The following is a 24726-nucleotide window of genomic DNA, read 5'->3' on the forward strand; positions in this document are numbered from 1 at the left end:
GGGCGTACGGGCTAGACGGGCGTACGGGCTAGACGGCGGGTTCGGTGGTGCGGGGGGCGGGGCGCGGGTCGGGGGCGGGGCGGGTGCGGCGGGTGCGGGCCTCCAGCCACAGGGCCAGTCCGAGGAGCAGCAGCCCCGCGGTGCCGAACCCGATCGGCCCGTAGGTGTGCAGGGCGAGCACCTTGGTGCGGTTGGCGGAGACCAGGTCCACGGTGTGCCGGATGTAGTCCTCGCGCATCTTCACGTGCCCGGCGAACGCGGTGAGCTTGCCGCCCTCCCCGCCGGCCGCGATCCCGCCGCGCATCTCCTGCTCCATGATCTGCTCGCCGTTGACCGGCGCCCCGGTGACCGGGTCGACCCAGAACATCCGCTTGGCCGTGTACCAGAGGGTGGTTCCGGTGGTGGCCTCGATGGTGCTGGGGTCGATGCCCTCGATGGGCATCTTCTTCGGCATCGGCACCTTGGTCCACGGCACCGTCTGCTCGAAGTAGTAGACGTCCATGCCGCGGAAGGTGCGCGGGCCGACGTAGTGGATCGGCGCGGAGGTGCGGGTCTGGGCGTCGAAGTAGAGGTAGTCGCGGGGTTCGGTGAAGAAGGGGAACTTGAACTCGATGCCCTCGCGTTTGACCGGGTCCCCGTCGACCATCTCGCCGGTGGCGTGCACCGGGTCCTGGGTGTGCGCGTCGAAGATGTACCGCTCGGGGATCTGGGACACCATCTTCCCGTCCGGCCCGGACACGTAGGAGAGCGCGTCCCAGACGACCACGTCCTTGCCGGCGCTCGCCTCGATCTCCCGGGAGGCCTCCACGTTGCCCTTGAGGGTCTGGACGATGGTGACCTTGTCGACCTTCTTGGGCTTCATCCCGCCGAGGTAGTCGAGGAGGGTCGCGTCCCGCGCCTCCAGCACCACCTCCTGGTACTGGTTGGGCGGGATCTTGGCCAGCCGCGGATACGCGTACCAGCGCAGCAGCGGGGCGAGGGCGGTGCAGAACACCGCGAGGGCGAGCAGGACCAGGCTGGCTCGGCGTCGCACGGTCGGCCTCCTCTACTTTCCGGGCGCGGGGGGCGCGGTGGTGAGCAGGGGCTTCGGCGAGGTCTTGCCTTCCGGCACGCCCAGCGCCGTGACGGCGAAGACGATGGCCAGCGCGGCGGCCAGCCCTATGGCGGCGGCGACGAGTGCGCGCATGCCGGAGCCTCCGAGATCTGATACGGCGTCAGGGATGGGGCACCGTAGCAACGCCCGGACGAGATGAGAACCGTTCGGCTACCGGGTTTCCGGGGAGGGGGACGGCTTGGGATCCGACGTCCGGGCCGGCTTCGGTTCCGGCTTCGGTTCCGGCTTCGGTTCGGGCGTCTCTTCCGGCTTCGGTTCCGGCTTCGGCTTCGCCGTGGGTGCGGCCGTGGGGGACGCCGTCGGTGACGGGGTCGGCGTGGGGGTCGGCTCGGGGGTCGGCGTGGGCGTCGGGGTCGGCGTCGGAGTGGGCGTGGGCGTCGGGGTGGGGGTCGGTGTCGGCGTCGGGGTGGGCCGCGGGAGGGTGGGCTTGGGGGGCACGGTCGGGGTGGGCTTCGGCTCCGGGGTGGGCGTGGGGGTCGGCTTCGGCTTCGGGCTCGGCTTCGGGCTCGGCTCGGGCTTCGGCTTCGGCGTCGGCTTCGTGGGCTTCGGTTCGGGCCGGGGGGCGGTGCCCGGGGGGTCCGAGGGCGCGGGGGCGGGGTTGTCGGGTATCTCGCGGGTGCCCAGGTCGTAGTAGGCGAACCAGGACCGGACCGTGCGCAGGTACTCGGTGGAGCGGTTGTACGAGAGGACGGCCCGGTCCAGGTCGGCCGAGCGGTTCAGGTCGCGGTTTCCGGCGCACAGGTAGCGGGCGGCGGCGAGGGCCGCGTCGTGGACGTTGTGCGGGCTGCGGCGGCCGTCGCCGTTGGCGTCCTGGCCCCAGGCCGCCCAGGTCGAGGGGATGAACTGCATGGGGCCGACCGCCCGGTCGTGGACGGTGTCCCCGTCGTAGGTGCCGCCGTCGGTGTCGGGGATGTTCGCGAAGCCGACGCCGTTGAGGACGGGGCCCAGGATCGGGGTCAGGGTGGTGCCGGTGGAGTCCACCCGGCCGCCGCGGGCCTGTCCGGACTCGACCTTGCCGATCGCCGCGAGGAGTTGCCAGCGCAGTCCGCAGCCGGGGTCGTCGGTGGCGACGGCGCGTTCGGCGCGGAGGTAGGCGGTGAGGACGGTGGTCGGTATGCCGCGGGCCGCCGCGGTGCCGCCCTTGAGCGGGACGGCGCGGATGCCGGGGGTCGCGGCCGGTGCGGGGAGCGGGGTGGCCGGGGGCGTGGGGGCGGGGGTGGGCGCGGTGTCGTCGAGGGCGACGGCCGGCGGCTCCGGGCTGACCAGGGGCGGGAGTTCGGTGTAGTACTCCGAGTCGCCGCCGGCTCCGGTGTCGGTGCGTACGGGCGGGGCGGCGGGGACCGGGGCGCCGGCCGCGCGTATCCGGTCGGGCGTGCCGGAGGGTGCCTGGGAGCCGGTGACGGCGGCGACCACCAGGGCCGAGGCCAGTGCGGCCAGGCCGGCGCGGCGGATGGCGCGGCCGCGGGCCTGCCGGCCCTGCCGGGCGTGACGGCCCTTGCGGGCCTGTCGGCCCTGCCCACCGATACGAGCTGCCATGAGACGGGTCCCTCCCCCTCGACTCCCCCTGGACGTCCGCGTGACCTTATGTCAACTCGGCTGCGGGAGAAACCGTCTGGCCTGCGTATTCACCGATTCGACACGGCTTGCACACCGCCGCGCATACTGATTCGGACAGCCGGCCGGACAGTCACGTACGAAAGAGGATCGATGCCGTTCACTCTCAGCCATGCGGCGGCGGTGCTGCCGGGGATCCGGCGGGACGGGCGGGGCCGGGGGCCGTTGCTCGCCTCGGCGTTGGTGATGGGGTCCTTCGCCCCGGACCTGACGTACTTCGCCGCGAGCGTGGTCCCGGGCGGTATGGAGTTCGGGGCGTTCACCCATTCCCCGGCCGGGGTGCTGACCGTGGACGCGCTGATCACGGCGGTGCTGGTCGGGGTGTGGCTGCTGCTGCGGGAGCCGCTGGTCGCGCTGCTGCCGGCGCGGCGGCAGGGCCGGGCGTACGGGCTGGTGCGCGGGGAGCGGTGGCCGCGCCGGGTGCCGGTGCGGCTGGCGGTGGCGTTCTACCTGTCGGCGGTGCTGGGTTCGCTCACCCATGTGGTGTGGGACAGCTTCACCCATCCCGGCCGGTGGGGGACCGAGGCGCTGCCGGTGCTGAACACGGTGGTCGGCGGGTTCCCGCTGTACCTGGGGGTGCAGTACGGCGGTTCGGCGCTGGCGCTGGCCGCGATCGGCTGGTTCCTGTGGACGGCGGTGCGCCGGCTGCCGGCCGGTGGTCCGCCGCCGGGGGCGGTGCCGGTGCTGTCGGGTCCGGAGCGGGCCGGGGCGCTGGCGCTGCTGGCCGGCTGTGCGGTGGCGGGGGCGGTGCAGCGGGTGCTGCGCTGGCTGGGTGTCTTCGAGCGGATCGAGCATCCGCTGGACATCGTGCCCACCGTCTGTTTCGGGGCGGGCAGCGGGCTGGCCGCGGGGCTGCTGCTGTACGCGGTGCTGGTCCGGGCGGGCCGTCGGAGCGCGCGGACGCCCGCCGGCACCGCCGGGCGGCGGTAGCGGCGGGCGCTCGTAGGGCACCGGGGCCGCCCGGGCGGCCGGGCGCGGGCGGTCCGGGCGGGCGGTCAGTGGGCGGCGGACTCCCAGTCGGGGCCGACGCCCACCGACACGTCGAGCGGGGCGCGGAGGTCCACGGCGGCGGCCATCTCCCGGCGGACCAGTTCCTCGACCCGGTCCCGCTCGCCGGGGGCGATCTCCAGCACGATTTCGTCGTGCACCTGGAGCAGCATCCGGGAGGTCAGTCCGGCCTCGGTGAGGGCCTTGTCCACGCGGAGCATGGCGACCTTGACGATATCGGCGGCGGTGCCCTGGATGGGGGCGTTGAGGGCCATCCGCTCGGCGGCCTCGCGGCGCTGCCGGTTGTCGCTGTTGAGGTCGGGCAGATAGCGGCGGCGGCCGAAGACGGTGGCGGTGTACCCGGTGGCGCGGGCTTCGTCGACGACCCGCTGGAGGTATTCGCGGACCCCGCCGAACCGTTCGAAGAAGGTGTCCATCAGTCCGCGGGCCTCGGCCGGTTCGATGCCGAGCTGCTGGGCGAGGCCGAAGGCGGACAGCCCGTAGGCCAGGCCGTAGGACATGGCCTTGATCTTGCGGCGCATCTCGGCGTCCACCGCGGAGCGTTCCACGCCGAAGACCTGGGAGGCGACGGTGGTGTGCAGGTCCTCGCCGCTGAGGAAGGCCTCGATCAGGCCGGCGTCCTCGGAGAGGTGGGCCATCACCCGGAGTTCGATCTGGCTGTAGTCGGCCGTCATCAGCGACTCGAAGCCCTCGCCGACCACGAAGCCGCGGCGGATGGCCCGGCCCTCGTCGGTGCGGACCGGCACGTTCTGCAGGTTGGGGTCGGTGGAGGACAGCCGTCCGGTGGCGGCCACGGTCTGGCTGAAGCTGGTGTGGACGCGGCCGTCGGCGGCGATGGTCTTCACCAGGCCCTCGACGGTGACGCGCAGCTTGGCCTGCTCCCGGTGCCGCAGCATGATCACGGGGAGTTCGTGGTCGGTCTGGCCGGCCAGCCAGGCCAGCGCGTCGGCGTCGGTGGTGTAGCCGGTCTTGGTCTTCTTGGTCTTGGGCAGGTCCAGCTCGCCGAAGAACACTTCCTGGAGCTGCTTGGGCGAGCCCAGGTTGAACTCGTGGCCGACGGCCGCGTGGGCCTCCTTCACGGCCTGCTGGACGGCGCCCGCGAACTGCTGCTCCATGGCCTGGAGGTGGTCGTGGTCGGCGGCGATGCCGGCCCGTTCCATCCGGGCCAGCAGCTCGGAGGTGGGGAGTTCCATGTCGTGCAGCAGGGCGGTGGCGCCGACCTCCTCCAGTCGGCCGGCGAAGGCCGCGGCCAGGTCGAGGACGGCGCGGGCCTGGGCCATCAGGGCCTCGGCCTCGGCGGTGTCGTCGGCGCCGAAGGCCAGCTGGCCGTCGGCGGCCGGCGGGGCCAGCTCGCGGCCCAGGTACTCGACGGCGAGCACGTCCAGGGCGAAGGAGCGGCGGCCGGGCTTGACCAGGTAGGCAGCCAGCGCGGTGTCCATGGTGACCCCGGCGAGGCCGGTCCAGCCGTGTTCGGGGAAGACCCGCCACAGGTTCTTGGCGTTGTGGACCACCTTGGGGCGGGCGCTGTCGGCGAGCCAGCCGGTGAAGGCCTTCTCGTCGGCCTCGTCCAGCTCGGAGGGCTGGAACCAGGCGGCCTTTCCGTCGGCGGCGGCCAGCGCGACCTCGGTGACGCTGCCGGTGCCCAGGGACCAGCTGTCGACGGTGGAGACGCCGAGGGCGGCGCCCGCGTGGGCGGCCAGCCAGGGGGCCAGCTCGCCGGCGGCGAGGACCGAGCCGTCGAGCTCCACTCCGGCGGCCGGGGCCGGGGCCTCCTCCTGCTCGGCGCCGGGGTCCACGGCCAGCAGCCGCTCGCGCAGCGAGGCGTTGCGGATCTCCAGGACCTCCAAGACGCCGGTGACGGCGGTCCGGTCGTACGGCTGGCGGACCAGGTCGACGGGGCCCTTGCCGAGCTCCACGTCCTTGACCATCTCGGTCAGCACCCGGTTGAGCTTGACGGCGTCCAGGTGGTCGCGGAAGTTCTGCCCGGCCTTGCCCTTGACCTCCTCGGCCCGCTCCACGAGCTCGGCGAAGGAACCGAACTGGTTGATCCACTTCGCGGCGGTCTTCTCGCCGACGCCCGGGATGCCGGGCAGATTGTCGGACGGGTCCCCGCGCAGGGCCGCGAAGTCCGGGTACTGCTGCGGGGTGAGGCCGTACTTCTCCTCGACCTTCTCCGGGGTGAAGCGGGTGAGCTCGGAGACCCCCTTGGTCGGGTAGAGCACGGTGACGTGCTCGGAGACCAGCTGGAAGGAGTCCCGGTCACCGGTGACGATCAGCACGTCGAAACCGAGGGCCTCGGCCTGGGTGGCCAGGGTGGCGATCACGTCGTCGGCCTCGAAGCCGTCCACCGCGAACCGGGGCACGGCCATCGCGTCGAGCAGCTCCCCGATCAGCTCGACCTGCCCCTTGAACTCGTCCGGGGTCTTCGAGCGGTTCGCCTTGTACTCGGGGAACTCCGTCGACCGCCAGGTCTTGCGCGATACGTCGAAGGCCACCGCGAAATGCGTGGGCGCCTCGTCGCGGAGCGTGTTCGCCAGCATCGACGCGAAGCCGTAGATGGCGTTGGTCGGCTGCCCGCCCGCGGTGGTGAAGTTCTCCGCGGGCAGCGCGAAGAACGCCCGGTACGCCAGGGAGTGCCCGTCCATGAGCATCAGGCGCGGACGGTCCGCCGCGGTCGTCGGGGCGTTCTTCGGGTCGGTCTTCTTCGCTGCTGTCTCTGCCACGCCCCCGATCCTAGGCGGCCCCGCCGACAATTCCGGCGTCGGCGTCGTGGGCGGTACGTGACAGGATCGTGGGTACAGGTAGACGCGCCACCGGCGCAGGTTCGAAGGGGAGCCGCACATGGCCGCCAAGCCGCCCACAGGTGATCCGGTCCAGGACGCCCCGCAGGTCGCGCCACCGCAGCACGCGGCGGCCGGTCTGCCCGCGATCGGCCACACCCTGCGGATCGCCCAGCAGCAGATGGGGCTCGGCCGGACCGCGCGGACCCTCCTCAAGGTCAACCAGAAGGACGGCTTCGACTGCCCCGGCTGCGCCTGGCCGGAGGGCGAGAAGCGGCACACCGCCGAGTTCTGCGAGAACGGCGCGAAGGCGGTGGCCGAGGAGGCCACCCTGCGCCGGGTCACCCCGGAGTTCTTCGCCGCCCACCCGCTGTCCGACCTGGCGGAACGCTCCGGGTACTGGCTGGGCCAGCAGGGCCGGATCACCGAGCCGGTGTACCTGCCGGAGGGCGGGGACCGCTACCAGCGGGTCAGCTGGGAGCGGGCCTTCGAGATCATCGCGGAGGAGCTGACCGCCCTCGCCTCCCCCGACGAGGCCCTGTTCTACACCTCCGGCCGGACCAGCAACGAGGCCGCGTTCCTGTTCCAGCTGTTCGCCCGCGAGTTCGGCACCAACAACCTGCCGGACTGCTCCAACATGTGCCACGAGTCCTCGGGCTCGGCGCTGACCGAGACCATCGGCGTGGGCAAGGGCAGCGTGCTGCTGGAGGACCTCCACCAGGCCGACCTGATCATCGTCGCCGGGCAGAACCCGGGCACCAACCATCCCCGGATGCTGTCCGCCCTGGAACGCGCCAAGCAGTCCGGCGCGAAGATCATCTCGGTGAATCCGCTGCCCGAGGCCGGGATGGAGCGGTTCAAGAACCCGCAGACCCCGCTGGGCATGCTCAAGGGCACCCCGCTCAACGACCTGTTCCTGCAGATCCGGATCGGCGGGGACCAGGCCCTCTTCCGGCTGCTGAACAAGCTGGTCCTGGAGACCGAGGGCGCCGTGGACGAACTGTTCGTCCGGGAGCACACCCACGGGTTCCAGGAGTTCGCGGCCGCCGCGAAGGAGGCCGACTGGGACGCGACGCTGACCGCCACCGGCCTGGAGCGCGCCGAGATCGAGCAGGCCCTGGACATGGTCCTGGCCTCGAAGCGCACCATCGTCTGCTGGGCCATGGGACTCACCCAGCACAAGCACGGGGTCGCCACCATCCGCGAGGTGGTCAACCTGCTGCTGCTCCGCGGCGCCATCGGCCGGCCGGGCGCCGGGGTCTGCCCGGTCCGCGGACACTCCAACGTGCAGGGCGACCGCACCATGGGGATCTTCGAGCGGCCCGCGCCCGCCTTCCTGGACGCCCTCGACAAGGAGTTCGGCATCACCTCGCCGCGCGCCCACGGCTTCGACGTGGTCCGCTCCATCCAGGCGCTGCGGGACGGCCGGGCCAAGGTGCTCTTCGCCATGGGCGGCAACTTCGTCGGCGCCACCCCCGACACCGAGGTCACCGAGGCGGCGATCCGGCGGGCCTCCCTCACCGTGCACGTGTCCACCAAGCTGAACCGCTCGCACGCGGTGACCGGCCGGCGGGCGCTGATCCTGCCCACGCTGGGCCGCACCGACAAGGACGTCCAGGCCTCCGGCAAGCAGTTCGTCACCGTCGAGGACTCGATGGGCATGGTGCACGCCTCCCGCGGCAACCTGGCCCCGGCCTCCCCGCACCTGCTGTCCGAGCCGGCCATCGTGGCCCGTCTGGCGCGCGCCGTCCTGGGCCCCGGGTCGCGGACCCCCTGGGAGGAGTTCGAACGGGACTACGGCACCGTCCGGGACCGGATCTCCCGGGTGGTGCCCGGCTTCGAGGACTTCAACACCAGGATCGCCCGCCCCGGCGGTTTCACCCTGCCGCACGCCCCCCGGGACGAGCGGCGCTTCCCGACCAGGACCGGCAAGGCCAACTTCACCGCGGCCCCGGTGGAGCACCCCGAGGTCCCGGCCGGCCGGCTGCTGCTCCAGACCCTGCGCAGCCACGACCAGTACAACACCACGATCTACGGGCTGGACGACCGCTACCGGGGGATCACCGGCGGGCGCCGGGTGGTGCTGGTGCACCCGGCGGACGCGGCGGAGCTCGGGCACGCCGACGGGGAGTACGTGGACCTGGTCAGCGAGTGGACGGACGGGGTGGAGCGGCGGGCGCCCGGCTTCCGGGTGGTGCACTACCCGACCGCGCGCGGCTGCGCGGCGGCCTACTACCCGGAGACGAACGTACTGATTCCGCTCGGTTCCACCGCGGACATCAGCAACACCCCGGCGAGCAAGTCGGTGGTCGTCCGCCTGGAACCCACCCCCGAGCAAGCGCTCGCTCACTAAGCTGATAGGACATGCGTGTTAACGGACGTTGACACACCCGAACGGAGAAGGCCCATGGGCGAGCAGCACACGGTGAAGTTCCCGCAGGAGGTCCTCGACGAGTACGCGGCCCTGGGCATCGACCTGCCCGCGCTGTTCTCGGCCGGACACCTCGGCGAGCGGATGGACATCCGCATCCTGGAGGCCTCCGCCGAGCGCGTGGTCGGCACCATGCCCGTCGAGGGCAACACCCAGCCCTACGGGCTGCTGCACGGCGGCGCCTCCGCCGTGCTCGCCGAGACCCTCGGCTCCGTCGGCGCCATGATGCACGGCGGCATCGGCAAGGTCGCCGTCGGCGTGGACCTCAACTGCACCCACCACCGCGGCGCCCGGTCCGGCCTGGTCACCGGCACCGCCACCCCCGTCCACCGGGGCCGCTCCACCGCCACCTACGAGATCGTGATCACCGACGAGCAGGACCGGCGCGTCTGCACCGCCCGGATCACCTGCCTGCTGCGCGACACGAACCCGCAACACCCTGGCGACAACTGACCGTTGTAACTCCCCCGGCGCCGGTCTAGCGTGCCCCGCATGGGTACGGGACCGGCGCCGCGGCGCACCGCGACGACCACCCGCGCGGCCCGCCCGGCCCGCGCGGCCGCCGCCGTCGCCACGCTCGCCGCGCTCGCCGCGCTCACCGCCGCCGGCTGCTCGGCCCGTACGGACACCCCCGGCCGGCCCGCCGCCCCGGACACCCCGGCCCCCCGCACCACCTCCGCCGCGGAACTCTGCACCCACCTGCTCACCCACTGGTCCACGGTGGTCCTCGACGGCGGACCCCAGTCCGGCCTCGACTACCAGGCCATGGGCCTCTCCGGGGACCAGAACGACCTGCTCCGCGAGATCGTCGGCACCGCCCGCACCCTGGAGTCCCGGCAGGGCCGCACGGCCGCCCGGGAGTTCGCCGCCCACGAGGCCGCCCGCCGCTGCACCGAACGGCACCGCTCCGGCACCCCGACCGGCGGGCCGTGGACATGAGCGGCGGCGGGATCGGCCCCCTGGAGGCCGGCGAGGGCACCGAGGAACGCCCGCCCGGGCCCGACCGGACACCGACGGCCCTCCGGCGGCTGCGCGCCGCCGCCCTGCGGCACCGCCGCCCGCTGTGGACGGCCACCGCGCTGGCGCTGGCAGGATCGGCGGCCGGGGCCCTGTACGCGGCCCGGCCGGAGCCCGCCCCACCGCCGCCGCCCCCGCCCGCCGCCTCCCAGCTGGTGTCCTTCGCCTATGTCCGCCCGGCCCCCGCCCGGGAGCCCGGGACGGCGTTCGCGTTCACCGTCCGTATCCGCGTGACCGGCCGGTCACCGGTGACGGTGGAGGGCATCGGGCAGCCCTCCCGGGCACTCGCGGTGACCGTCCGGCCCCCCGCGCCGGTCACGGTGCACCCCGGGGAGGCCCGGTCGGTGGTGGTGGAGATTCGCGCGGTCGATTGCGTGCATGTAGCACGGAAAGCGGGCCTCCCATTTCTGGAGGTAACTCTTGGTAATGAAGGCCGAAAAGAGCGCCACAGTTACATCCTCGGTGACCGATATGCCGTGGATCTTTCGGCCGCTCTGACCAGGGCGTGTCCCGAAGATCGAGACCAGGCCCACCCCGGCGGGTCATGAGCAAAACCCTTGAGAGTCCTGGGATGTCAGCACTCAAACCCGCTGACAGTCCTGCCGCGTCTCAGCATGCGAACACGACGAACCGTCCGGAATTCCCCCGTTCCACCCCCAGCGTTCCGCTATGTATTACGCCGTGGCATAACAAGAGCGTCACATCATTGGCCTGAGCCCTCCATATCCCCCGGTACGCCGCCTAGAGTCACGGCCAGTCACCGCGACACGGATTCCCTTCAGACCGGTTTCCCGCGTTCGACTCGGCGCGTCCCAGGGGGGACGCCGTGCCTGGAAAGGACTGATCGTGCGTAACCGTAAGCTCATTGCCATCACCGCAGCGCTCGCCGCGGGAGCCCTGTCGCTCACCGCCTGTGGTTCGCGCGACGAAGGCAACAAGGCCGGCGAGAACTCCTCCGGGGACGTCACGGTCGTCATCGGCGTCGACGCCCCTCTGACCGGTGACCTCTCGGCCCTCGGCCTCGGCATCAAGAACTCCGCCGACCTCGCGGCCCGCACCGCCAACGAGAAGAAGTACGTCCCGGGCGTCACCTTCAAGATCGAAGCCCTCGACGACCAGGCACAGGCCTCCTCCGGCCAGCAGAACGCCACCAAGCTCGTCGCCAACAAGGACGTCCTCGGCGTCGTCGGCCCCCTGAACTCCTCGGTCTCCGAGTCGATGCAGAAGGTCTTCGACGACGCCAAGCTGGCCCAGATCTCCCCGGCCAACACCAGCCCCTCCCTGACCCAGGGCCCCAAGTGGGCCGAGGGCCAGAAGGTCCGCTCCTACAAGAGCTACTTCCGCACCGCCACCACGGACGCCATCCAGGGCCCGTTCGCCGCGCAGTACCTCTTCAACAAGGCCGGCAAGAAGAAGGTCTTCGTCATCGACGACAAGAAGACCTACGGCGCCGGCCTCGCGGGCACCTTCAAGGGCGAGTTCACCAAGCTCGGCGGCGCCGTCGCCGGCGAGGGCCACATCGACCCGGAGAGCAAGGACTTCTCCGCGATCGTCACCCAGGTCAAGAACTCCGGCGCCGACGTCGTCTACTACGGCGGCGAGTACCCCGCGGCCGGCCCCCTCAGCAAGCAGATCAAGGCCTCCGGCGCCAAGATCCCCGTCGTCGGCGGCGACGGCATCTACGACAAGAAGTACATCGAGCTGGCCGGAGCCGAATCCGCCGGCGACCTCGCCACCTCCGTCGGCGCCCCGGTCGAGACCCTCCCCTCGGCCAAGGAGTTCATCGCCAACTACGAGAAGGCCGGCTTCAAGGACCCGTTCGCGGCCTACGGCGGCTACTCCTACGACTCCGCCTGGGCCGTCATCGAGGCCGTCAAGAAGGTCGTCGCCGACAACGGCGGCAAGCTCCCCGACGGCGCCCGCGCCAAGGTCCTGGAAGCCGTCCAGGGCGTCTCCTTCGAAGGCGTGACCGGCAAGGTCTCCTTCGACGAGTTCGGCGACGCCACCAACAAGCAGCTCACGGTCTACAAGGTCGAGGGCACCGAGTGGAAGTCCGTCGAGTCCGGCACCTACGGCGGCTGACCCACCCCCGCTAGCTCCGCAAACAGCTAGCCCTCACCCCTCACCTGCCGCGCGGGGCGCGCACACAAGCGCCCCGCGCGGTGTCACATCCGTCGAAAGACTCGGAGGACTGCGGTGCACGAACTGCCGCAACAGCTGGTCAACGGCCTGCTACTGGGATCCATGTACGGGCTCGTCGCCATCGGCTACACGATGGTCTATGGCATCGTCCAGCTCATCAACTTCGCCCACGGCGAGATCTTCATGACCGGCGGGTTCGGAGCCCTCACGGTCTGGCTGATGCTCCCCGGCGGCACCACCATGTGGGTCGCACTCCCCCTCATGCTCATAGGCGCCATCATCGTCGCCACCCTCATAGCCGTCGGCGCGGAACGCTTCGCCTACCGACCGCTGCGCAGTGCACCCCGGTTGGCCCCGCTCATCACCGCCATCGGCCTCTCCATCGTCCTCCAGCAGGCGGTATGGGCCTGGTACCCCGACGCGCGGTCCTCCCTCGTCTTCCCCGAAATCCCCGGCGGCCCCTTCCACATCGGCAGCATCACCATCCAGACCGGTGACGTCTTCCTCCTCCTCGCCGCCCCCCTCTCCATGGCCTTCCTCGGCTTCTTCGTCAAGAAGACCCGCACCGGCCGCGGCATGCAGGCCACCGCCCAGGACCCGGACACCGCCAAGCTCATGGGCATCAACACCGACCGCATCATCACGGTCGCGTTCGCCCTCGGCGCCGCCTTCGCCGCCGTCGGAGCCGTCGCATACGGCCTCAAATACGGCGAAGTCAACTACCGCATGGGCTTCATCCTCGGCCTCAAGGCCTTCACCGCCGCAGTCCTCGGCGGCATCGGGAACATCTACGGCGCCATGATCGGCGGACTGGTCCTCGGCCTCGCCGAGACCCTCACCACCGTCTACATCGACGAGATCCCCGGAATGCAGCAGCTCGGCGGACAGTCCTGGGGCAACACCTGGGCGTTCGTCCTCCTCATCCTCGTGCTCCTCTTCCGGCCACAGGGCCTGCTGGGTGAGCGCGTGGCGGACAGGGCGTGAGAACCATGACGACCATCACCGCGGACACCGCGAAGACCGAAGCGGCCGAGAAGGGCTTCATCGGCATCCCCGAGAAGACCGCACGAGCCCTCGCCACCGCAGGCGGCGCCCTCACCGTCGCCTCCTGCTTCCTCTCCTGGACGTGGACCTCCGCCTTCCCCGGCGACCTCACCGTCTACGGATACCCCGGCGGCCTCCAGTGGCTCGTCCTCGTCGCAGGCCTCCTCACCACCCTCTTCGGCCTCTCCTCCTACGGAGTCAAGGGCCTCGGCTGGCTCACCCCCGCCGGCGCCGACGCAGCGATCAAGCTCTCCGCCCTCGCCGCGTTCGCCACCGCCTGGTACACCGTCATCGCGATCATCTCCAAGCTCGGCGCCCTCGTCGACCTGGAACCCGGCGGCTTCATCATCGCCGTCATCACCCTCGCCACCCTCGCCGGAGCCCTCGCCCTCCCCTTCAAGCGCCCCGCGCTCGAAGGACCCGACCCCGACGACACCGCCTGGGACCAGTTCAAGCACAACGCCGGCAACACCTGGACCACCGTCAAGGCAGCCTTCGCCACCGGCCCGATCACCCCGGCCCGCGCCCTCCCGGCCTACGCCGAGATCCTGATCATCACCGCCGTCCTGGCCCTCGCCCTCGGCGTCTTCACCTACGGCATCACCACCCCCTACCAGGAACTCTTCATCGGCTTCCTGATCACCGCCGGCTTCGGCTTCACCGCCATCAACAAAGCCGGCCTGGTGGCCCGCTTCACCGCACTCACCACCAAGCACCGCAACGTCGCCCTCGTCGGCGCCTTCGCCGCCGCGGCCGCCTTCCCCCTCACCCAGACCGACGACCAGTACGCCACCCTCGGCGTCAACATCCTCATCTTCGCCACCGTCGCCCTCGGTCTGAACATCGTCGTCGGCCTCACCGGCCTCCTCGACCTCGGATACGTCGCCTTCCTCGGCGTCGGCGCCTACACCGCCGCCCTGGTCTCCGGCTCCCCCAACTCCCCCTTCGGCGGACACTTCCCCTTCTGGGCAGCCCTCCTCGCCGGAGCCGTCGCCTCCATGGTCTTCGGCGTCCTCATCGGCGCCCCCACCCTCCGACTCCGCGGCGACTACCTCGCCATCGTCACCCTCGGCTTCGGAGAGATCTTCCGCATCTCGATGAACAACCTCGACGGAGTCTCCGGCCCCGACGTCACCAACGGCCCCAACGGCATCGCCGGCATCCCCAACATCGACCTCTTCGGATTCGACTTCGGCGCCCCCCACACCATCGCCGGATTCACCATCGGCCGATTCGCCAACTACTTCCTGCTGATGCTCCTGATCACCCTCCTGGTGGTCCTGGTCTTCCGCCGGAGCGCCGAATCCCGCATCGGCCGCGCCTGGGTCGCCATCCGCGAAGACGAAACCGCCGCCGAAGCCATGGGCATCAACGGCTTCCGCGTCAAACTCATCGCCTTCGCCCTCGGCGCCACCCTCGCCGGATTCGCCGGAGCCGTCCAGGCACACGTCAACTACACGGTCACCCCCGACCAGTACGTGTTCGCCAACGCCGTCCCCCCGAACTCCGCCTTCCTCCTCGCCGCGGTCGTCCTCGGCGGCATGGGCACCATCTCCGGACCCCTCGTCGGCGGAGCACTCCTCTTCCTGCTCCCCAACAAGCTCCAGTCCCTCGGCGAATACCAGCTCCTCGTCTTCGGCATCGCCCTCGTCGTCCTCATGCGACTGCGCCCCGAAGGCCTCATCCCCAACCGGCGCAACCAACTCGAACTCCACAAGGACCTCGAAGCGCCCACGTCCCTCGGCAAGACAGGGGCCTGAACCATGACGACCACGACCACCACGACCGAGACGGCCACCCAGACCGTCCTGGACGCCCGCGGCGTCACCATGCGGTTCGGCGGCCTCACCGCCGTCAAGAACGTCGACCTCACCGTCAACAGCGGCGAGATCGTCGGACTCATCGGCCCCAACGGCGCCGGCAAGACCACCTTCTTCAACTGCCTCACCGGCCTCTACATCCCCACCGAGGGCGAAGTCCGGTACAAGGGCACGATCCTGCCCCCCAAATCCTTCAAGGTCACCGCGGCCGGCATCGCCCGCACCTTCCAGAACATCCGTCTCTTCAACAACATGACGGTCCTGGAAAACGTCCTCGTCGGCCGCCACACCCGCACCCGCGAAGGCCTCTGGTCCGCCCTCCTCCGACTGCCCGGCTTCCACAAGGAGGAAGCCGCCAGCCGCGACCGGGCCATGGAACTCCTGGAGTTCATCGGCCTCGCCGACAAGGCCGACCACCTCGCCCGCAACCTCCCCTACGGCGAACAGCGCAAGCTCGAAATCGCCCGCGCCCTCGCCAGCGACCCCGGCCTCATCCTCCTGGACGAGCCCACCGCCGGCATGAACCCGCAGGAGACCCGGGCCACCGAAGAACTCATCTTCGCCATCCGGGACCAGGGCATCGCCGTCCTCGTCATCGAGCACGACATGCGCTTCATCTTCAACCTCTGCGACCGCGTCGCCTGCCTCGTCCAGGGCGAAAAGCTCATCGAAGGCACCGCCACCGAAGTCCAGAGCGACGAACGCGTCATCGCCGCCTACCTCGGCGAACCCTTCGAAGGCGCCCCCGGCGCCGAAGAAGTCGCCGAAGTCGAAGCCGCCGAAGCCCACGCCGAAGCCGAAACCCACGCCGAAACCGCCACCGACGCGGCCCCGGCAACGGACCCGGCCCCGGCCACGGACACCCCCGGCGACAGCACCACCAGCACGGACGGAGAAACCAAGTGACCGCACTCCTGGAGGTCGAGGACCTCCGCGTCGCCTACGGCAAGATCGAAGCCGTCAAGGGCATCTCCTTCTCCGTCGAAGCAGGCCAGGTCGTCACCCTCATCGGCACCAACGGCGCCGGCAAGACCACCACCCTGCGCACCCTCTCCGGCCTGATCAAACCGCGCGGCGGCCAGATCAAGTTCCAGGGCAAGTCACTCAAGAAGGTCCAGGCGCACGACATCGTCGCCCTCGGCCTCGCCCACTCCCCCGAAGGCCGGCACATCTTCCCCCGCATGACCATCGAGGACAACCTGCTCCTCGGCGCCTTCCTCCGCAAGGACAAAGAAGGCATCACCCGGGACGTCCAGCGCGCCTACGACCTCTTCCCGATCCTCGGAGAACGCCGCAAGCAGGCCGCCGGCACCCTCTCCGGCGGCGAACAGCAGATGCTCGCCATGGGGCGCGCCCTGATGTCCCAGCCCAAACTGCTCATGCTGGACGAGCCCTCCATGGGCCTCTCCCCCCTCATGATGCAGAAGATCATGGCCACCATCTCCGAACTCAAGGCCGGCGGCACCACCATCCTGCTCGTCGAGCAGAACGCCCAGGCCGCACTCTCCCTGGCCGACCAGGGACACGTGATGGAGATCGGCAAGATCGTCCTGTCCGGCCCGGGCCGCGAGCTCCTGGTCAACGAGGACGTCCGCAAGGCCTACCTCGGCGAGGACTGACCTCCCCGCCCCGGCCCCCGGGCCACCCAGGCCGAAGGCCCGCCTCCCCTCGGGGGGAGGCGGGCCTTCGCCATACCGTCGACCGACGCCGCTACTGCTGCTTCGCCGCGTTCTTCTTCTCCTCGGCGTCCTCGATGACCGCCTCCGCCACCTGCTGCATCGACATCCGCCGGTCCATCGAGGTCTTCTGGATCCACCGGAACGCCGCCGGCTCCGTCAGCCCGTACTGCGTCTGCAGCACGCTCTTCGCCCGGTCCACCAGCTTCCGCGTCTCCAGCCGCTGCGACAGGTCCGCGACCTCACGCTCCAGCGCCTTCAGCTCCGAGAACCGCGACACCGCCATCTCGATCGCCGGCACCACATCGCTCTTGCTGAACGGCTTCACCAGATACGCCATCGCACCCGCGTCCCGGGCCCGCTCGACCAGGTCGCGCTGCGAGAACGCCGTCAGCATCAGCACCGGGGCGATCGACTCCTCGGCGATCTTCTCCGCCGCCGAGATCCCGTCGAGCACCGGCATCTTCACATCCAGGATCACCAGGTCCGGCCGGTGCTCCCGGGCCAGCTCCACGGCCCGCTGCCCGTCCCCGGCCTCACCGACGACGGAGTAGCCCTCCTCCTCCAGCATCTCCTTGAGGTCGAGCCGGATGAGCGCCTCGTCCTCGGCGATGACGACGCGGGTCGTCAGCGGGGGAACATGCGACTGGTCGGCGTCGACGGGCGTGGGCGACGACTCGTGCTCGGCGGTCACGGGGGCTCCTTGTGCAAGGCGATTCAGCTCCCCCGAGCCTACCTAGCTCCTGTATGTTTGTGACACGGAGGGTATTCGGTATCCTTCGTTTCGAAGGGGCCCCGGTAGCCCAGCGGCAGAGGCCATGGATTCAAAACCCATTCAGCGTCGGTTCGAATCCGACCCGGGGCACTTCTCCTTCATTTCCAAGGTCGCGAGGATAATTCTGCGATCTTCACTCATCACAGTGAACGGCCCTTCGAAGCCCGGCCAAACGGACTAATTCCGGCGAAGCTTCTGTGTCGTGGAGCACAATCCCGGAATACGCGAAGAAGCGGTGCTGCTGTTGCGCCGGGGCGCGACCAATCGAGCGGTGGCCGAACAGCTCGGCATTCCCCGCGGCACGGTCGGCTGGTGGCGGCACCAGGACCGCAGGAACCGGGGCGAGGAGTACACCGCACCCACGGACTGTCCCCGGTGCACCGCCCGGGACGTGGACCGTCCCGCCTACGCCCATCTGCTCGGCCTCTACCTCGGCGACGGCCACATCATCTCGAAGCCGAGGCAGCACCACCTCTCCGTGTTCTGCGACGCCGCCTGGGGCGGCCTGATCGATGCCGCCGAGCACTCCATGCGCCGCGTCATGGAGCTGCCGAGCGTGAGCCGCCGGCGCCGTGCGGGGTGCGTGGAGGTCAAGTCGTACTCCTCCCACTGGCCGTGCCTCTTTCCGCAGCACGGGCCGGGGAAGAAGCACGAGCGGCGGATCGCGCTGGAAGAGTGGCAGCGGGAGATCGTCGAGGCGCACCCCTGGGAGTTCCTCCGGGGGCTGATCCATTCCGACGGGTGCCGGGTCACCAACTGGACCGTGCGGAACGGCAAGAGGTACGAGTACCCGCGGTACCTCTTCACCAACAAGTCCGACGACATCCGGAAGCTCTGCACCGACGCGCTCGGCCTGGTCGGCGTCCGATGGACGGTGCTGGCCCGGGGCAGCGACCCGTTCAACGTGAGCGTGGCCCGGAAGGCCGACGTGGCCTTGATGGACCTGCACGTGGGGGCCAAGTACTAGGGGAGGTCGCTGTTGCCGCCGAGGTTGGCGATCATGCGGCGGAGGACGTCGATGGCGGCCGCGTAGTCGGCGGGGGATTCGCCCTCGGGGGTGAGGGTGCCGTCGGGGGCCTCGGTGGTCCAGGTGCGGGCGGCCAGGTCGGCGTAGACCGCTTCGAAGTCGGTGCGCTGGTCGTCGAAGCGGGTGAGTTTCGCGGTGAGGGCGGGCCGGGTCCAGTGGCCGGGGTGGCCGGCCACGTGGTTGAGGGTCCACCAGTGGGGCTGGGTGAGGCCCTCCTCGGCGAGGGCGGCCCGGAGGCCGCCGACGACGAGGCGCTGGGTTTGGCCGCTCCGGTAGCCGGTGGGCTGGGCGGCGAGCTGCTCCTGGGGGTGGTGCTTGATCGTCATGGTGGTGACGGTAGGAGCTCACGTCGGGTTGGGGTCAAGGGTGGTGGTCAGCGGACGCGGTCGCCGATGTGGTGGACGCGGACCAGGTTGGTGGAGCCGGAGACTCCGGGCGGGGAGCCGGCGGTGATGACGACGGTGTCGCCGGGTTCGCAGCGGCCGATGCGGAGGAGTTCTTCGTCCACCTGGGCGACCATGGCGTCGGTGGAGTCGACGTGGGGGCCGAGGAAGGTTTCGACGCCCCAGGTGAGGTTGAGCTGGGAGCGGGTGGCGGGTTCGGGGGTGAAGGCGAGGAGGGGGATGGGTGAGCGGTAGCGGGAGAGGCGGCGGACGGTGTCGCCGCTCTGGGTGAAGGCGACGAGGAACTTGGCGCCGAGGAAGTCGCCCATTTCGGCGGCGGCGCGGGCGACGGCGCCGCCTTGGGTGCGGGGCTTGTTGCGTTCGGTGAGCGGGGGGAGGCCCTTGGCGAGGATGTCCTCTTCGGCGGCCTCGACGATGCGGGACATGGTGCGGACGGTTTCGACGGGGTATTTGCCGACGCTGGTTTCACCCGAAAGCATGACGGCGTCGGTGCCGTCGATGATGGCGTTGGCGACGTCGGATGCTTCGGCGCGGGTGGGTCGGGAGTTGTCGATCATCGAGTCGAGCATCTGGGTGGCGACGATGACGGGTTTGGCGTTGCGCTTGGCGAGCTTGATGGCGCGTTTCTGGACGATGGGGACGAGTTCCAGGGGCATTTCGACGCCGAGGTCGCCGCGGGCGACCATGATTCCGTCGAAGGCGGCGACGATCTCGTCGATGTTCTCGACGGCCTGGGGCTTTTCGATCTTGGCGATGACGGGGAGGCGGCGGCCTTCCTCGGCCATGATCTTGTGGACGTCCTTGATGTCGTTGGCGCTGCGCACAAAGGAGAGGGCGATGACGTCGGCGCCGGTGCGGAGGGCCCAGCGGAGGTCTTCGATGTCCTTGACGGAGAGTGCGGGGACGGAGACGGCGACTCCGGGGAGGTTGAGGCCCTTGTGGTCGGAGACCATGCCGCCTTCGATGACGGTGGTGCGGACGCGGGGGCCGTTCACGGCGGTCACTTCGAGGGTGACGCGGCCGTCGTCGACGAGGATGCGTTCGCCGGTGGTGACGTCGGTGTGGAGGCCGTCGTAGGTGGTGCCGCAGATGTGGCGGTCGCCTTCGATGTCCTCGACGGTGATGGTGAATTCGTCACCGCGTTCAAGGAGTACGGGTCCTTCGCGGAAGCGGCCGAGGCGGATCTTCGGGCCTTGAAGGTCGGCGAGGATTCCGACGCTGCGGCCGGTCTCGTCGGAGGCCTTGCGTACGCGCTGGTAACGCTCCTCGTGTTCGGCGTAGGTGCCGTGGCTGAGGTTGAGGCGGGCGATGTCCATTCCGGCTTCGACCAGGGCTTTGATCTGGTCGTATGAGTCGGTGGCGGGGCCCAGGGTACATACGATTTTCGCTCGGCGCATAAGGCGAGCGTATGCCCTACCGAGCGGTAGGAAACCTGCCGTGGGTGTCTGCTCAACAACCTTTGGGGAAAAGCTTGTTGACATCTATTGAATGGGCGCGGGGGTGCTCTGATGAGCACCCCCGCGGCGGGCCCCCGGGGTGGTCAGAGTCGGGGCGGGGTCATGGTGAAGCGTGCGTTGACCTGGGCGTGGACGGTCTGGCGCTGGGGTTCGAGGTCGAGCGGGGGTGCGGTGGTGTCCTGGGCTCCGGCGAAGGCCATGGAGCGCATGGCGCCGCCGGCGGGTGCGGCGTAGTAGGGGGTGGGGTCCTCGGCGCCGAGGTCGGCGAGTTCGATCAGGGCGGCGAGTTCGGCGCCGAGGGCGCCGGCGTATTCGCGGGCGCGCTGGACGGCGTCGAGGACGGCTTCGCGGCGGGCCCGGGCGTGGGCCGGGGAGTCGGGGCGCAGGGACCACCAGGGTCCGTCGACGCGGGTGAGTTCGAGGTCGGCGATGCGGGTGGTGAGTTCGCCCAGGGTGGTGAAGTCGTTGAGTTCGGCGGTGATCTGGACGCGTCCGTGGTAGGCGCGGATGCGTTCGCCGCGGCCGTGGCGGGTGAGTTCGGGGGTGATGGAGAAGGCGCCGGTTTCGAGTTTCTCGACGGGGTCGCCGTAGCTTTTGATGAGGTCGAGGACGGTGTTGTTGCGGCGGGTGAGGTCTTCGAGGGCGGTGCGGCGGTCGGTGCCGCGGGCGCTGACTCCGATGCCGATGCGGGCGATCTCGGGGTCGACTTCGAGTTGTGCTTCGCCGCGGACGGCGAGGCGGGGTGCCTGGGGGGTTCCGTAGGGCTGGGCTGCGCTGGCGTCCTGGGTCATGCACATCACTCTCGCACCGGGGGCCGTCCGGGTGGAGAATCTACGCGCGTTGTTCACGCCGCACAGGCCTCACAAGGGAGATGGCATGACGTTGGACCGTAGGGCGTTTCTGGGTACGTCGACCGCGGCGGGTGCCGCGGTCGCGCTGGTGGGGGCTTCGGCCGTGCCGGCGGCGGCCGCGGTGGAGGGGTCGGGTGGCGGGCGCGGTCACCGGCCGTCGCGGACGTACGCGTTCACGGTGATGGGGACGACCGATCTGCACGGGAACGTCTTCAACTGGGACTACTTCACGGACCGGGAGTTCGACGACAAGGCGCACAACGACGTGGGTCTGGCGAAGATCTCCACGCTGGTGGAGCGGGTGCGGGCAGAGAAGGGGCGGTGCAACACGCTGCTGATCGACGCGGGTGACACGATCCAGGGGACGCAGCTTTCGTACTACTACGCGAAGGTGGATCCGATCACGGCCCGGCGGGGTCCGGTGCATCCGATGGCGCAGGCGATGAACGCGATCGGCTATGACGCGGCGGCGCTGGGGAACCACGAGTTCAACTACGGGATACCGGTGCTGCGGAAGTTCGAGGAGCAGTGCGATTTCCCGTTGCTGGGGGCGAACGCGCTGGATGCGAGGACATTGCGGCCGGCTTTTCCGCCGTACAGCATGCACCGGTTGCGGACCCCGCGCGGTCGGGACGTGAAGGTGGCGGTGCTGGGGCTGACGAATCCGGGGATCGCGATCTGGGACAAGGCGAACGTGCAGGGGAGGATGACGTTCCCGGGGCTGGAGGAGCAGGCGGCGAAGTACGTGCCGCGGTTGCGGTCGATGGGTGCGGACGTGGTGATCGTGTCGGCGCATTCGGGGTCGAGCGGGACCTCCTCCTACGGTGACCAGCTGCCGTACGTGGAGAACGCGGCGGGGCTGGTGGCGGAGCAGGTGCCGGGGATCGATGCGATCCTGGTGGGTCACGCGCACACCGAGATCCCGGAGTACCGGGTGCGGAACGCGGCCACCGGCAAGGAGGTGGTGCTGTCGGAGCCGCTGAAGTGGGGGCAGCGGCTGACCCTGTTCGACTTCGAGCTGGCCTGGGAGCGGGGCCGGTGGTCGGTGGCGAAGGTGTCGGCGCGGGTGCTGAACTCGAACGAGGTGCCGGAGGATCCGAAGATCACCCGGTTGTTGTCGGACGAGCACCGGAAGGTGGTGGCGTACGTCAACCAGGTGATCGGGACCTCGACGGCGGCGATGGTGTCCGCGGAGGGTCCGGTGAAGGACGTCCCGATCATCGATCTGATCAACCATGTGCAGGCGGAGACGGTGCGGAAGGCGCTGGCGGGGTCGGAGTGGGCGGCGCTGCCGGTGCTGTCGCAGGCTTCCTGTTTCTCGCGTACGGCGGCGATTCCGGCGGGCCGGGTGACGATCCGGGACGCGGCGGGTCTGTATCCGTTCGAGAACACGCTGGAGGCGCGGCTGCTGACCGGTGCGCAGCTGAAGGACTATCTGGAGTACTCGGCGCGGTATTTCGTGCAGACGGCGGTGGACGCTCCGGTGGATCCGGCGAAGCTGACGAACGCGGGGGGCATTCCGGACTACAACTACGACGCGGTGTCGGGGCTGTCGTACGGGATCGACATCGCGCGGCCGGCGGGGTCGCGGATCACCGGGTTGTCGTTCGAGGGGCGGCCGTTGGATCCGGCGGGGCAGTTCGTGCTGGCGGTGAACAACTACCGGGCCTCGGGCGGTGGGGCGTTCCCGCACGTGCCCGGGGCGCGGCAGCTGTGGGCGGATTCGGATGAGATCCGCAACACGATCATCCAGTGGGTGAAGGCGGAGGGGACGGTGGATCCGGCGCGGTTCGCTTCGGTGGACTGGCGGTTGACGCGGGAGGGTGTGCCGGTGTTCCAGGACTGACGGCCGGGGTCGTCGGGCCGGTCGGATCCGGTCGGGTCGGATCCGGTCGGGTCAGATCTGGTCGACGAGTGGGAGCAGTTCCCCGGCGAGGGGGGGCCGGGGCTGTTCCTGCCGGTCGAGGCCGAAGGTGGTGAAGGCGGTGCGGGGCGGTTCGGGGTAGGGGGTGCCGCCGGTGAGGGTGTTGAGGATGCCGGCGCTGCGCCAGGCGAGCAGGCCGAGGTCGGGGGCGCCGACTCCGTGGGTGTGGCGTTCGCCGTTCTGGACGTAGACGGATCCGGTGATGGCCGGGTCGAGGACCATGCGGTGCCGGGGGTCGATGCGGGGGCGGCCGTGGGAGTCCTTGCGGATGTAGGGGTCGAGTCCGGCGAGGAGGCGTCCGAGGGGGCGTTCGCGGTAGCCGGTGGCGAGGACGACGGCGTCGGTGGTGAGGCGGGAGCGGCTGCCCTGTTCGGTGTGTTCGAGGTGGAGTTCGACCTTGGTGGTGGCGACCCGGCCGGCGGTGCGGACGGTCACCCCGGGGGTGAGGACGGTGTCGGGCCAGCCGCCGTGCAGGGTGCGGCGGTAGAGCTCCTCGTGGATGGCGGCGATGGTGTCGGTGTCGATGCCCTTGTGGAGCTGCCATTGGGCGGGGACGAGGTGGTCGCGGACGGGTTCGGGGAGGGCGTGGAAGTAGCGGGTGTAGTCGGGGGTGAAGTGTTCGAGGCCGAGTTTGGAGTACTCCATGGGGGCGAAGGAGGGGGTGCGGGCGAGCCAGGTGAGGCGTTCGCGGCCGGGCGGGCGGGAGCGGAGGAGGTCGAGGAAGACCTCCGCGCCGGACTGGCCGGAGCCGATGACGGTGATGTGCTCGGCGCCGAGGATCCGGGTTCGGTTGTCGAGGTAGTCGGCGGAGTGGATGACGGGGACGGTGGGGGCTTCGGCGAGGGGGCGCAGGGGTTCGGGGATGTAGGGGGCGGTGCCGATGCCGAGGGCGAGGTGGTGGGCGTGGGCGCGGCCGAGGGCCTGGGCTTCGCCGTCGGGGTCGAGTTGGGTGAAGTCGATCTCGAAGAGGTCGCGTTCGTGGTTCCAGCGGACGGCGTCGACCTGGTGGCCGAAGTGGAGGCCGGGCAGTTCGTCGGCGACCCAGCGGCAGTAGGCGTCGTATTCGGCGCGTTGGATGTGGAAGGTCTCGGCGAAGTAGAAGGGGAAGAGGCGTTCCTTGCGCTTGAGGTAGTTGAGGAAGGTCCAGGGGCTGGTGGGGTCGGCGAGGGTGACGAGGTCGGCGAGGAAGGGGACTTGGAGGGTGGTGCCTTCGATGAGGAGGCCGGGGTGCCAGCGGAAGTCGCGGCGCTGGTCGTAGAAGGCGGTGCGGAGGGGGCGGGCGGGGTCGCTGCCCGAACGTTCCTGTGGGGGGAGGCCGTGGGCGAGGGCGGCGAGGGAGAGGTTGGAGGGGCCGATGCCGATGCCGATGAGGTCGTGCGGGGCGGCGGGCTCGTGGGGGGCGGGGGCGGGGGCGGCGGTCATCGGTGGGTGCCTTCCGGGGAGGTCGCGGGGAGGCGCACGAGGGCGTCCGCGCGGGTGGTGGTACCGGTCTGCGGGGCGTCGGCGCGGCAGGTGGAGTGCGGGGGGCGGCCTGCGGGCGGCGGGGGGTTCCCGGGGCGGTCCGGACCCGTGGCCATGGCCTGACCGGCCGGGGGCTGGGCGGCGGGCCGCGTACGGGGGCCGGGATCGGCCATGGCCTGGG

General features: G+C 70.5%; 21 protein-coding genes and 1 tRNA gene. 13 read left to right on the forward strand and 9 right to left on the reverse strand.

Annotation, left to right across the window (positions count from 1 at the left end):
- Positions 1 to 28 precede the first annotated feature (28 nt).
- From pgfA to ACZ50K_RS00795, 3 genes are all read right to left on the reverse strand, one after another.
- The gene (gene pgfA / locus ACZ50K_RS00785; protein ID WP_468895616.1) at positions 29 to 1033 is read right to left on the reverse strand and encodes a cell envelope lipid trafficking protein PgfA; all 1005 of its coding nucleotides are present in this window, start codon (positions 1031 to 1033) and stop codon (positions 29 to 31) included.
- Between the two features lie 12 nt (positions 1034 to 1045).
- Complete coding sequence (locus ACZ50K_RS00790; RefSeq protein ID WP_468895619.1) at positions 1046 to 1186, reverse strand: SPW_0924 family protein; 141 nt, start codon at positions 1184 to 1186, stop codon at positions 1046 to 1048.
- Positions 1187 to 1264: 78 nt separating this feature from the next.
- Positions 1265 to 2650, reverse strand: coding sequence for a lytic transglycosylase domain-containing protein (locus tag ACZ50K_RS00795; RefSeq protein WP_468895622.1), 1386 nt, complete (start codon positions 2648 to 2650; stop codon positions 1265 to 1267).
- Between the two features lie 171 nt (positions 2651 to 2821).
- Here ACZ50K_RS00795 and ACZ50K_RS00800 point away from each other — a divergent pair, with 171 nt between their 5' ends.
- Positions 2822 to 3658 (forward strand): DUF4184 family protein, encoded by an 837-nt coding sequence (locus ACZ50K_RS00800; protein WP_468895625.1) that lies wholly within the window; start codon positions 2822 to 2824, stop codon positions 3656 to 3658.
- Positions 3659 to 3723: 65 nt separating this feature from the next.
- Here ACZ50K_RS00800 and polA read toward each other — a convergent pair whose 3' ends face one another.
- Positions 3724 to 6459, reverse strand: coding sequence for a DNA polymerase I (polA, locus tag ACZ50K_RS00805; protein ID WP_468895627.1), 2736 nt, complete (start codon positions 6457 to 6459; stop codon positions 3724 to 3726).
- A 118-nt stretch (positions 6460 to 6577) separates the two neighbouring features.
- On the opposite strand from polA, the gene ACZ50K_RS00810 reads away from it, so the two are divergent.
- The 9 genes from ACZ50K_RS00810 to ACZ50K_RS00850 all read left to right on the forward strand — a co-directional run bounded on the left by ACZ50K_RS00810 (position 6578) and on the right by ACZ50K_RS00850 (position 16589).
- Positions 6578 to 8869: an FdhF/YdeP family oxidoreductase gene (locus tag ACZ50K_RS00810; RefSeq protein ID WP_468895630.1), complete on the forward strand. Its 2292-nt coding sequence runs from the start codon at positions 6578 to 6580 to the stop codon at positions 8867 to 8869.
- Between the two features lie 54 nt (positions 8870 to 8923).
- On the forward strand, positions 8924 to 9400 hold the full coding sequence (locus ACZ50K_RS00815) for a PaaI family thioesterase (protein WP_468895633.1): 477 nt from the start codon (positions 8924 to 8926) through the stop codon (positions 9398 to 9400).
- A 39-nt stretch (positions 9401 to 9439) separates the two neighbouring features.
- Positions 9440 to 9886, forward strand: coding sequence for a hypothetical protein (locus ACZ50K_RS00820; RefSeq protein ID WP_468895636.1), 447 nt, complete (start codon positions 9440 to 9442; stop codon positions 9884 to 9886).
- On the forward strand, positions 9877 to 10512 hold the full coding sequence (locus tag ACZ50K_RS00825; protein ID WP_468895639.1) for a Tat pathway signal sequence domain protein: 636 nt from the start codon (positions 9877 to 9879) through the stop codon (positions 10510 to 10512). The genes ACZ50K_RS00820 and ACZ50K_RS00825 overlap by 10 nt, the downstream gene beginning before the upstream one ends.
- 298 nt (positions 10513 to 10810) lie before the next feature.
- Positions 10811 to 12046, forward strand: a complete 1236-nt coding sequence (locus ACZ50K_RS00830) for a branched-chain amino acid ABC transporter substrate-binding protein (RefSeq protein WP_468895642.1) — start codon at positions 10811 to 10813, stop codon at positions 12044 to 12046.
- 114 nt (positions 12047 to 12160) lie between these two features.
- Entirely contained in the window at positions 12161 to 13090 is a 930-nt protein-coding gene (locus ACZ50K_RS00835) for a branched-chain amino acid ABC transporter permease (RefSeq protein WP_468895645.1), read from the forward strand.
- A 5-nt stretch (positions 13091 to 13095) separates the two neighbouring features.
- A complete protein-coding gene (locus tag ACZ50K_RS00840; protein WP_468895648.1) occupies positions 13096 to 14910 on the forward strand; it encodes a branched-chain amino acid ABC transporter permease in 1815 nt (604 codons plus the stop codon).
- 3 nt (positions 14911 to 14913) lie between these two features.
- A complete protein-coding gene (locus ACZ50K_RS00845; protein ID WP_468895650.1) occupies positions 14914 to 15876 on the forward strand; it encodes an ABC transporter ATP-binding protein in 963 nt (320 codons plus the stop codon).
- Positions 15873 to 16589, forward strand: coding sequence for an ABC transporter ATP-binding protein (locus ACZ50K_RS00850; protein WP_468895653.1), 717 nt, complete (start codon positions 15873 to 15875; stop codon positions 16587 to 16589). The genes ACZ50K_RS00845 and ACZ50K_RS00850 overlap by 4 nt, the downstream gene beginning before the upstream one ends.
- Positions 16590 to 16680: 91 nt before the next feature.
- Here ACZ50K_RS00850 and ACZ50K_RS00855 read toward each other — a convergent pair whose 3' ends face one another.
- On the reverse strand, positions 16681 to 17340 hold the full coding sequence (locus ACZ50K_RS00855; RefSeq protein WP_468895656.1) for an ANTAR domain-containing response regulator: 660 nt from the start codon (positions 17338 to 17340) through the stop codon (positions 16681 to 16683).
- 98 nt (positions 17341 to 17438) lie between these two features.
- Here ACZ50K_RS00855 and ACZ50K_RS00860 point away from each other — a divergent pair.
- Both ACZ50K_RS00860 and ACZ50K_RS00865 read left to right on the forward strand, forming a co-directional pair.
- Positions 17439 to 17511 (forward strand) — tRNA-Leu (locus ACZ50K_RS00860).
- A gap of 112 nt (positions 17512 to 17623) precedes the next feature.
- Positions 17624 to 18388, forward strand: a complete 765-nt coding sequence (locus tag ACZ50K_RS00865) for a transposase (RefSeq protein WP_468895659.1) — start codon at positions 17624 to 17626, stop codon at positions 18386 to 18388.
- On the opposite strand, the gene ACZ50K_RS00870 is transcribed toward ACZ50K_RS00865, so the two are convergent.
- The 3 genes from ACZ50K_RS00870 to ACZ50K_RS00880 form a co-directional block, all read right to left on the reverse strand.
- The gene (locus ACZ50K_RS00870) at positions 18385 to 18774 is read right to left on the reverse strand and encodes a MarR family transcriptional regulator (protein ID WP_468895662.1); all 390 of its coding nucleotides are present in this window, start codon (positions 18772 to 18774) and stop codon (positions 18385 to 18387) included. The genes ACZ50K_RS00865 and ACZ50K_RS00870 overlap by 4 nt on opposite strands.
- Before the next feature lie 47 nt (positions 18775 to 18821).
- On the reverse strand, positions 18822 to 20249 hold the full coding sequence (gene pyk, locus ACZ50K_RS00875; protein ID WP_468895665.1) for a pyruvate kinase: 1428 nt from the start codon (positions 20247 to 20249) through the stop codon (positions 18822 to 18824).
- Between the two features lie 143 nt (positions 20250 to 20392).
- Positions 20393 to 21100 carry an SIMPL domain-containing protein gene (locus ACZ50K_RS00880; protein ID WP_468895668.1) on the reverse strand — a complete coding sequence of 236 codons (708 nt, stop codon included), beginning with the start codon at positions 21098 to 21100 and terminating at the stop codon, positions 20393 to 20395.
- 85 nt (positions 21101 to 21185) lie between these two features.
- Here ACZ50K_RS00880 and ACZ50K_RS00885 point away from each other — a divergent pair, with 85 nt between their 5' ends.
- Complete coding sequence (locus ACZ50K_RS00885) at positions 21186 to 23006, forward strand: bifunctional metallophosphatase/5'-nucleotidase (protein WP_468895671.1); 1821 nt, start codon at positions 21186 to 21188, stop codon at positions 23004 to 23006.
- Between the two features lie 51 nt (positions 23007 to 23057).
- Here the strand turns inward: ACZ50K_RS00885 and ACZ50K_RS00890 are convergent, their stop codons facing one another.
- Positions 23058 to 24506, reverse strand: a complete 1449-nt coding sequence (locus ACZ50K_RS00890) for a lysine N(6)-hydroxylase/L-ornithine N(5)-oxygenase family protein (protein WP_468895674.1) — start codon at positions 24504 to 24506, stop codon at positions 23058 to 23060.
- Positions 24507 to 24726: the final 220 nt, after the last annotated feature.

This window comes from Streptomyces sp. NPDC033845 (assembly GCF_055576225.1).

Excerpts from the sequence above, each read along its gene's own strand:
- ACZ50K_RS00845 (WP_468895650.1), top strand. The coding sequence starts at position 14,914 with ATGACGACCACGACCACCACGACCGAGACGGCCACCCAGACCGTCCTG.
- ACZ50K_RS00815 (WP_468895633.1), top strand. The coding sequence starts at position 8,924 with ATGGGCGAGCAGCACACGGTGAAGTTCCCGCAGGAGGTCCTCGACGAG.
- ACZ50K_RS00820 (WP_468895636.1), top strand. The coding sequence starts at position 9,440 with ATGGGTACGGGACCGGCGCCGCGGCGCACCGCGACGACCACCCGCGCG.
- ACZ50K_RS00810 (WP_468895630.1), top strand. The coding sequence starts at position 6,578 with ATGGCCGCCAAGCCGCCCACAGGTGATCCGGTCCAGGACGCCCCGCAG.
- ACZ50K_RS00890 (WP_468895674.1), bottom strand. The coding sequence starts at position 24,506 with ATGACCGCCGCCCCCGCCCCCGCCCCCCACGAGCCCGCCGCCCCGCAC.
- ACZ50K_RS00880 (WP_468895668.1), bottom strand. The coding sequence starts at position 21,100 with ATGACCCAGGACGCCAGCGCAGCCCAGCCCTACGGAACCCCCCAGGCA.
- ACZ50K_RS00885 (WP_468895671.1), top strand. The coding sequence starts at position 21,186 with ATGACGTTGGACCGTAGGGCGTTTCTGGGTACGTCGACCGCGGCGGGT.
- ACZ50K_RS00790 (WP_468895619.1), bottom strand. The coding sequence starts at position 1,186 with ATGCGCGCACTCGTCGCCGCCGCCATAGGGCTGGCCGCCGCGCTGGCC.
- ACZ50K_RS00840 (WP_468895648.1), top strand. The coding sequence starts at position 13,096 with ATGACGACCATCACCGCGGACACCGCGAAGACCGAAGCGGCCGAGAAG.
- ACZ50K_RS00795 (WP_468895622.1), bottom strand. The coding sequence starts at position 2,650 with ATGGCAGCTCGTATCGGTGGGCAGGGCCGACAGGCCCGCAAGGGCCGT.
- ACZ50K_RS00870 (WP_468895662.1), bottom strand. The coding sequence starts at position 18,774 with ATGACGATCAAGCACCACCCCCAGGAGCAGCTCGCCGCCCAGCCCACC.
- pyk (WP_468895665.1), bottom strand. The coding sequence starts at position 20,249 with ATGCGCCGAGCGAAAATCGTATGTACCCTGGGCCCCGCCACCGACTCA.
- ACZ50K_RS00800 (WP_468895625.1), top strand. The coding sequence starts at position 2,822 with ATGCCGTTCACTCTCAGCCATGCGGCGGCGGTGCTGCCGGGGATCCGG.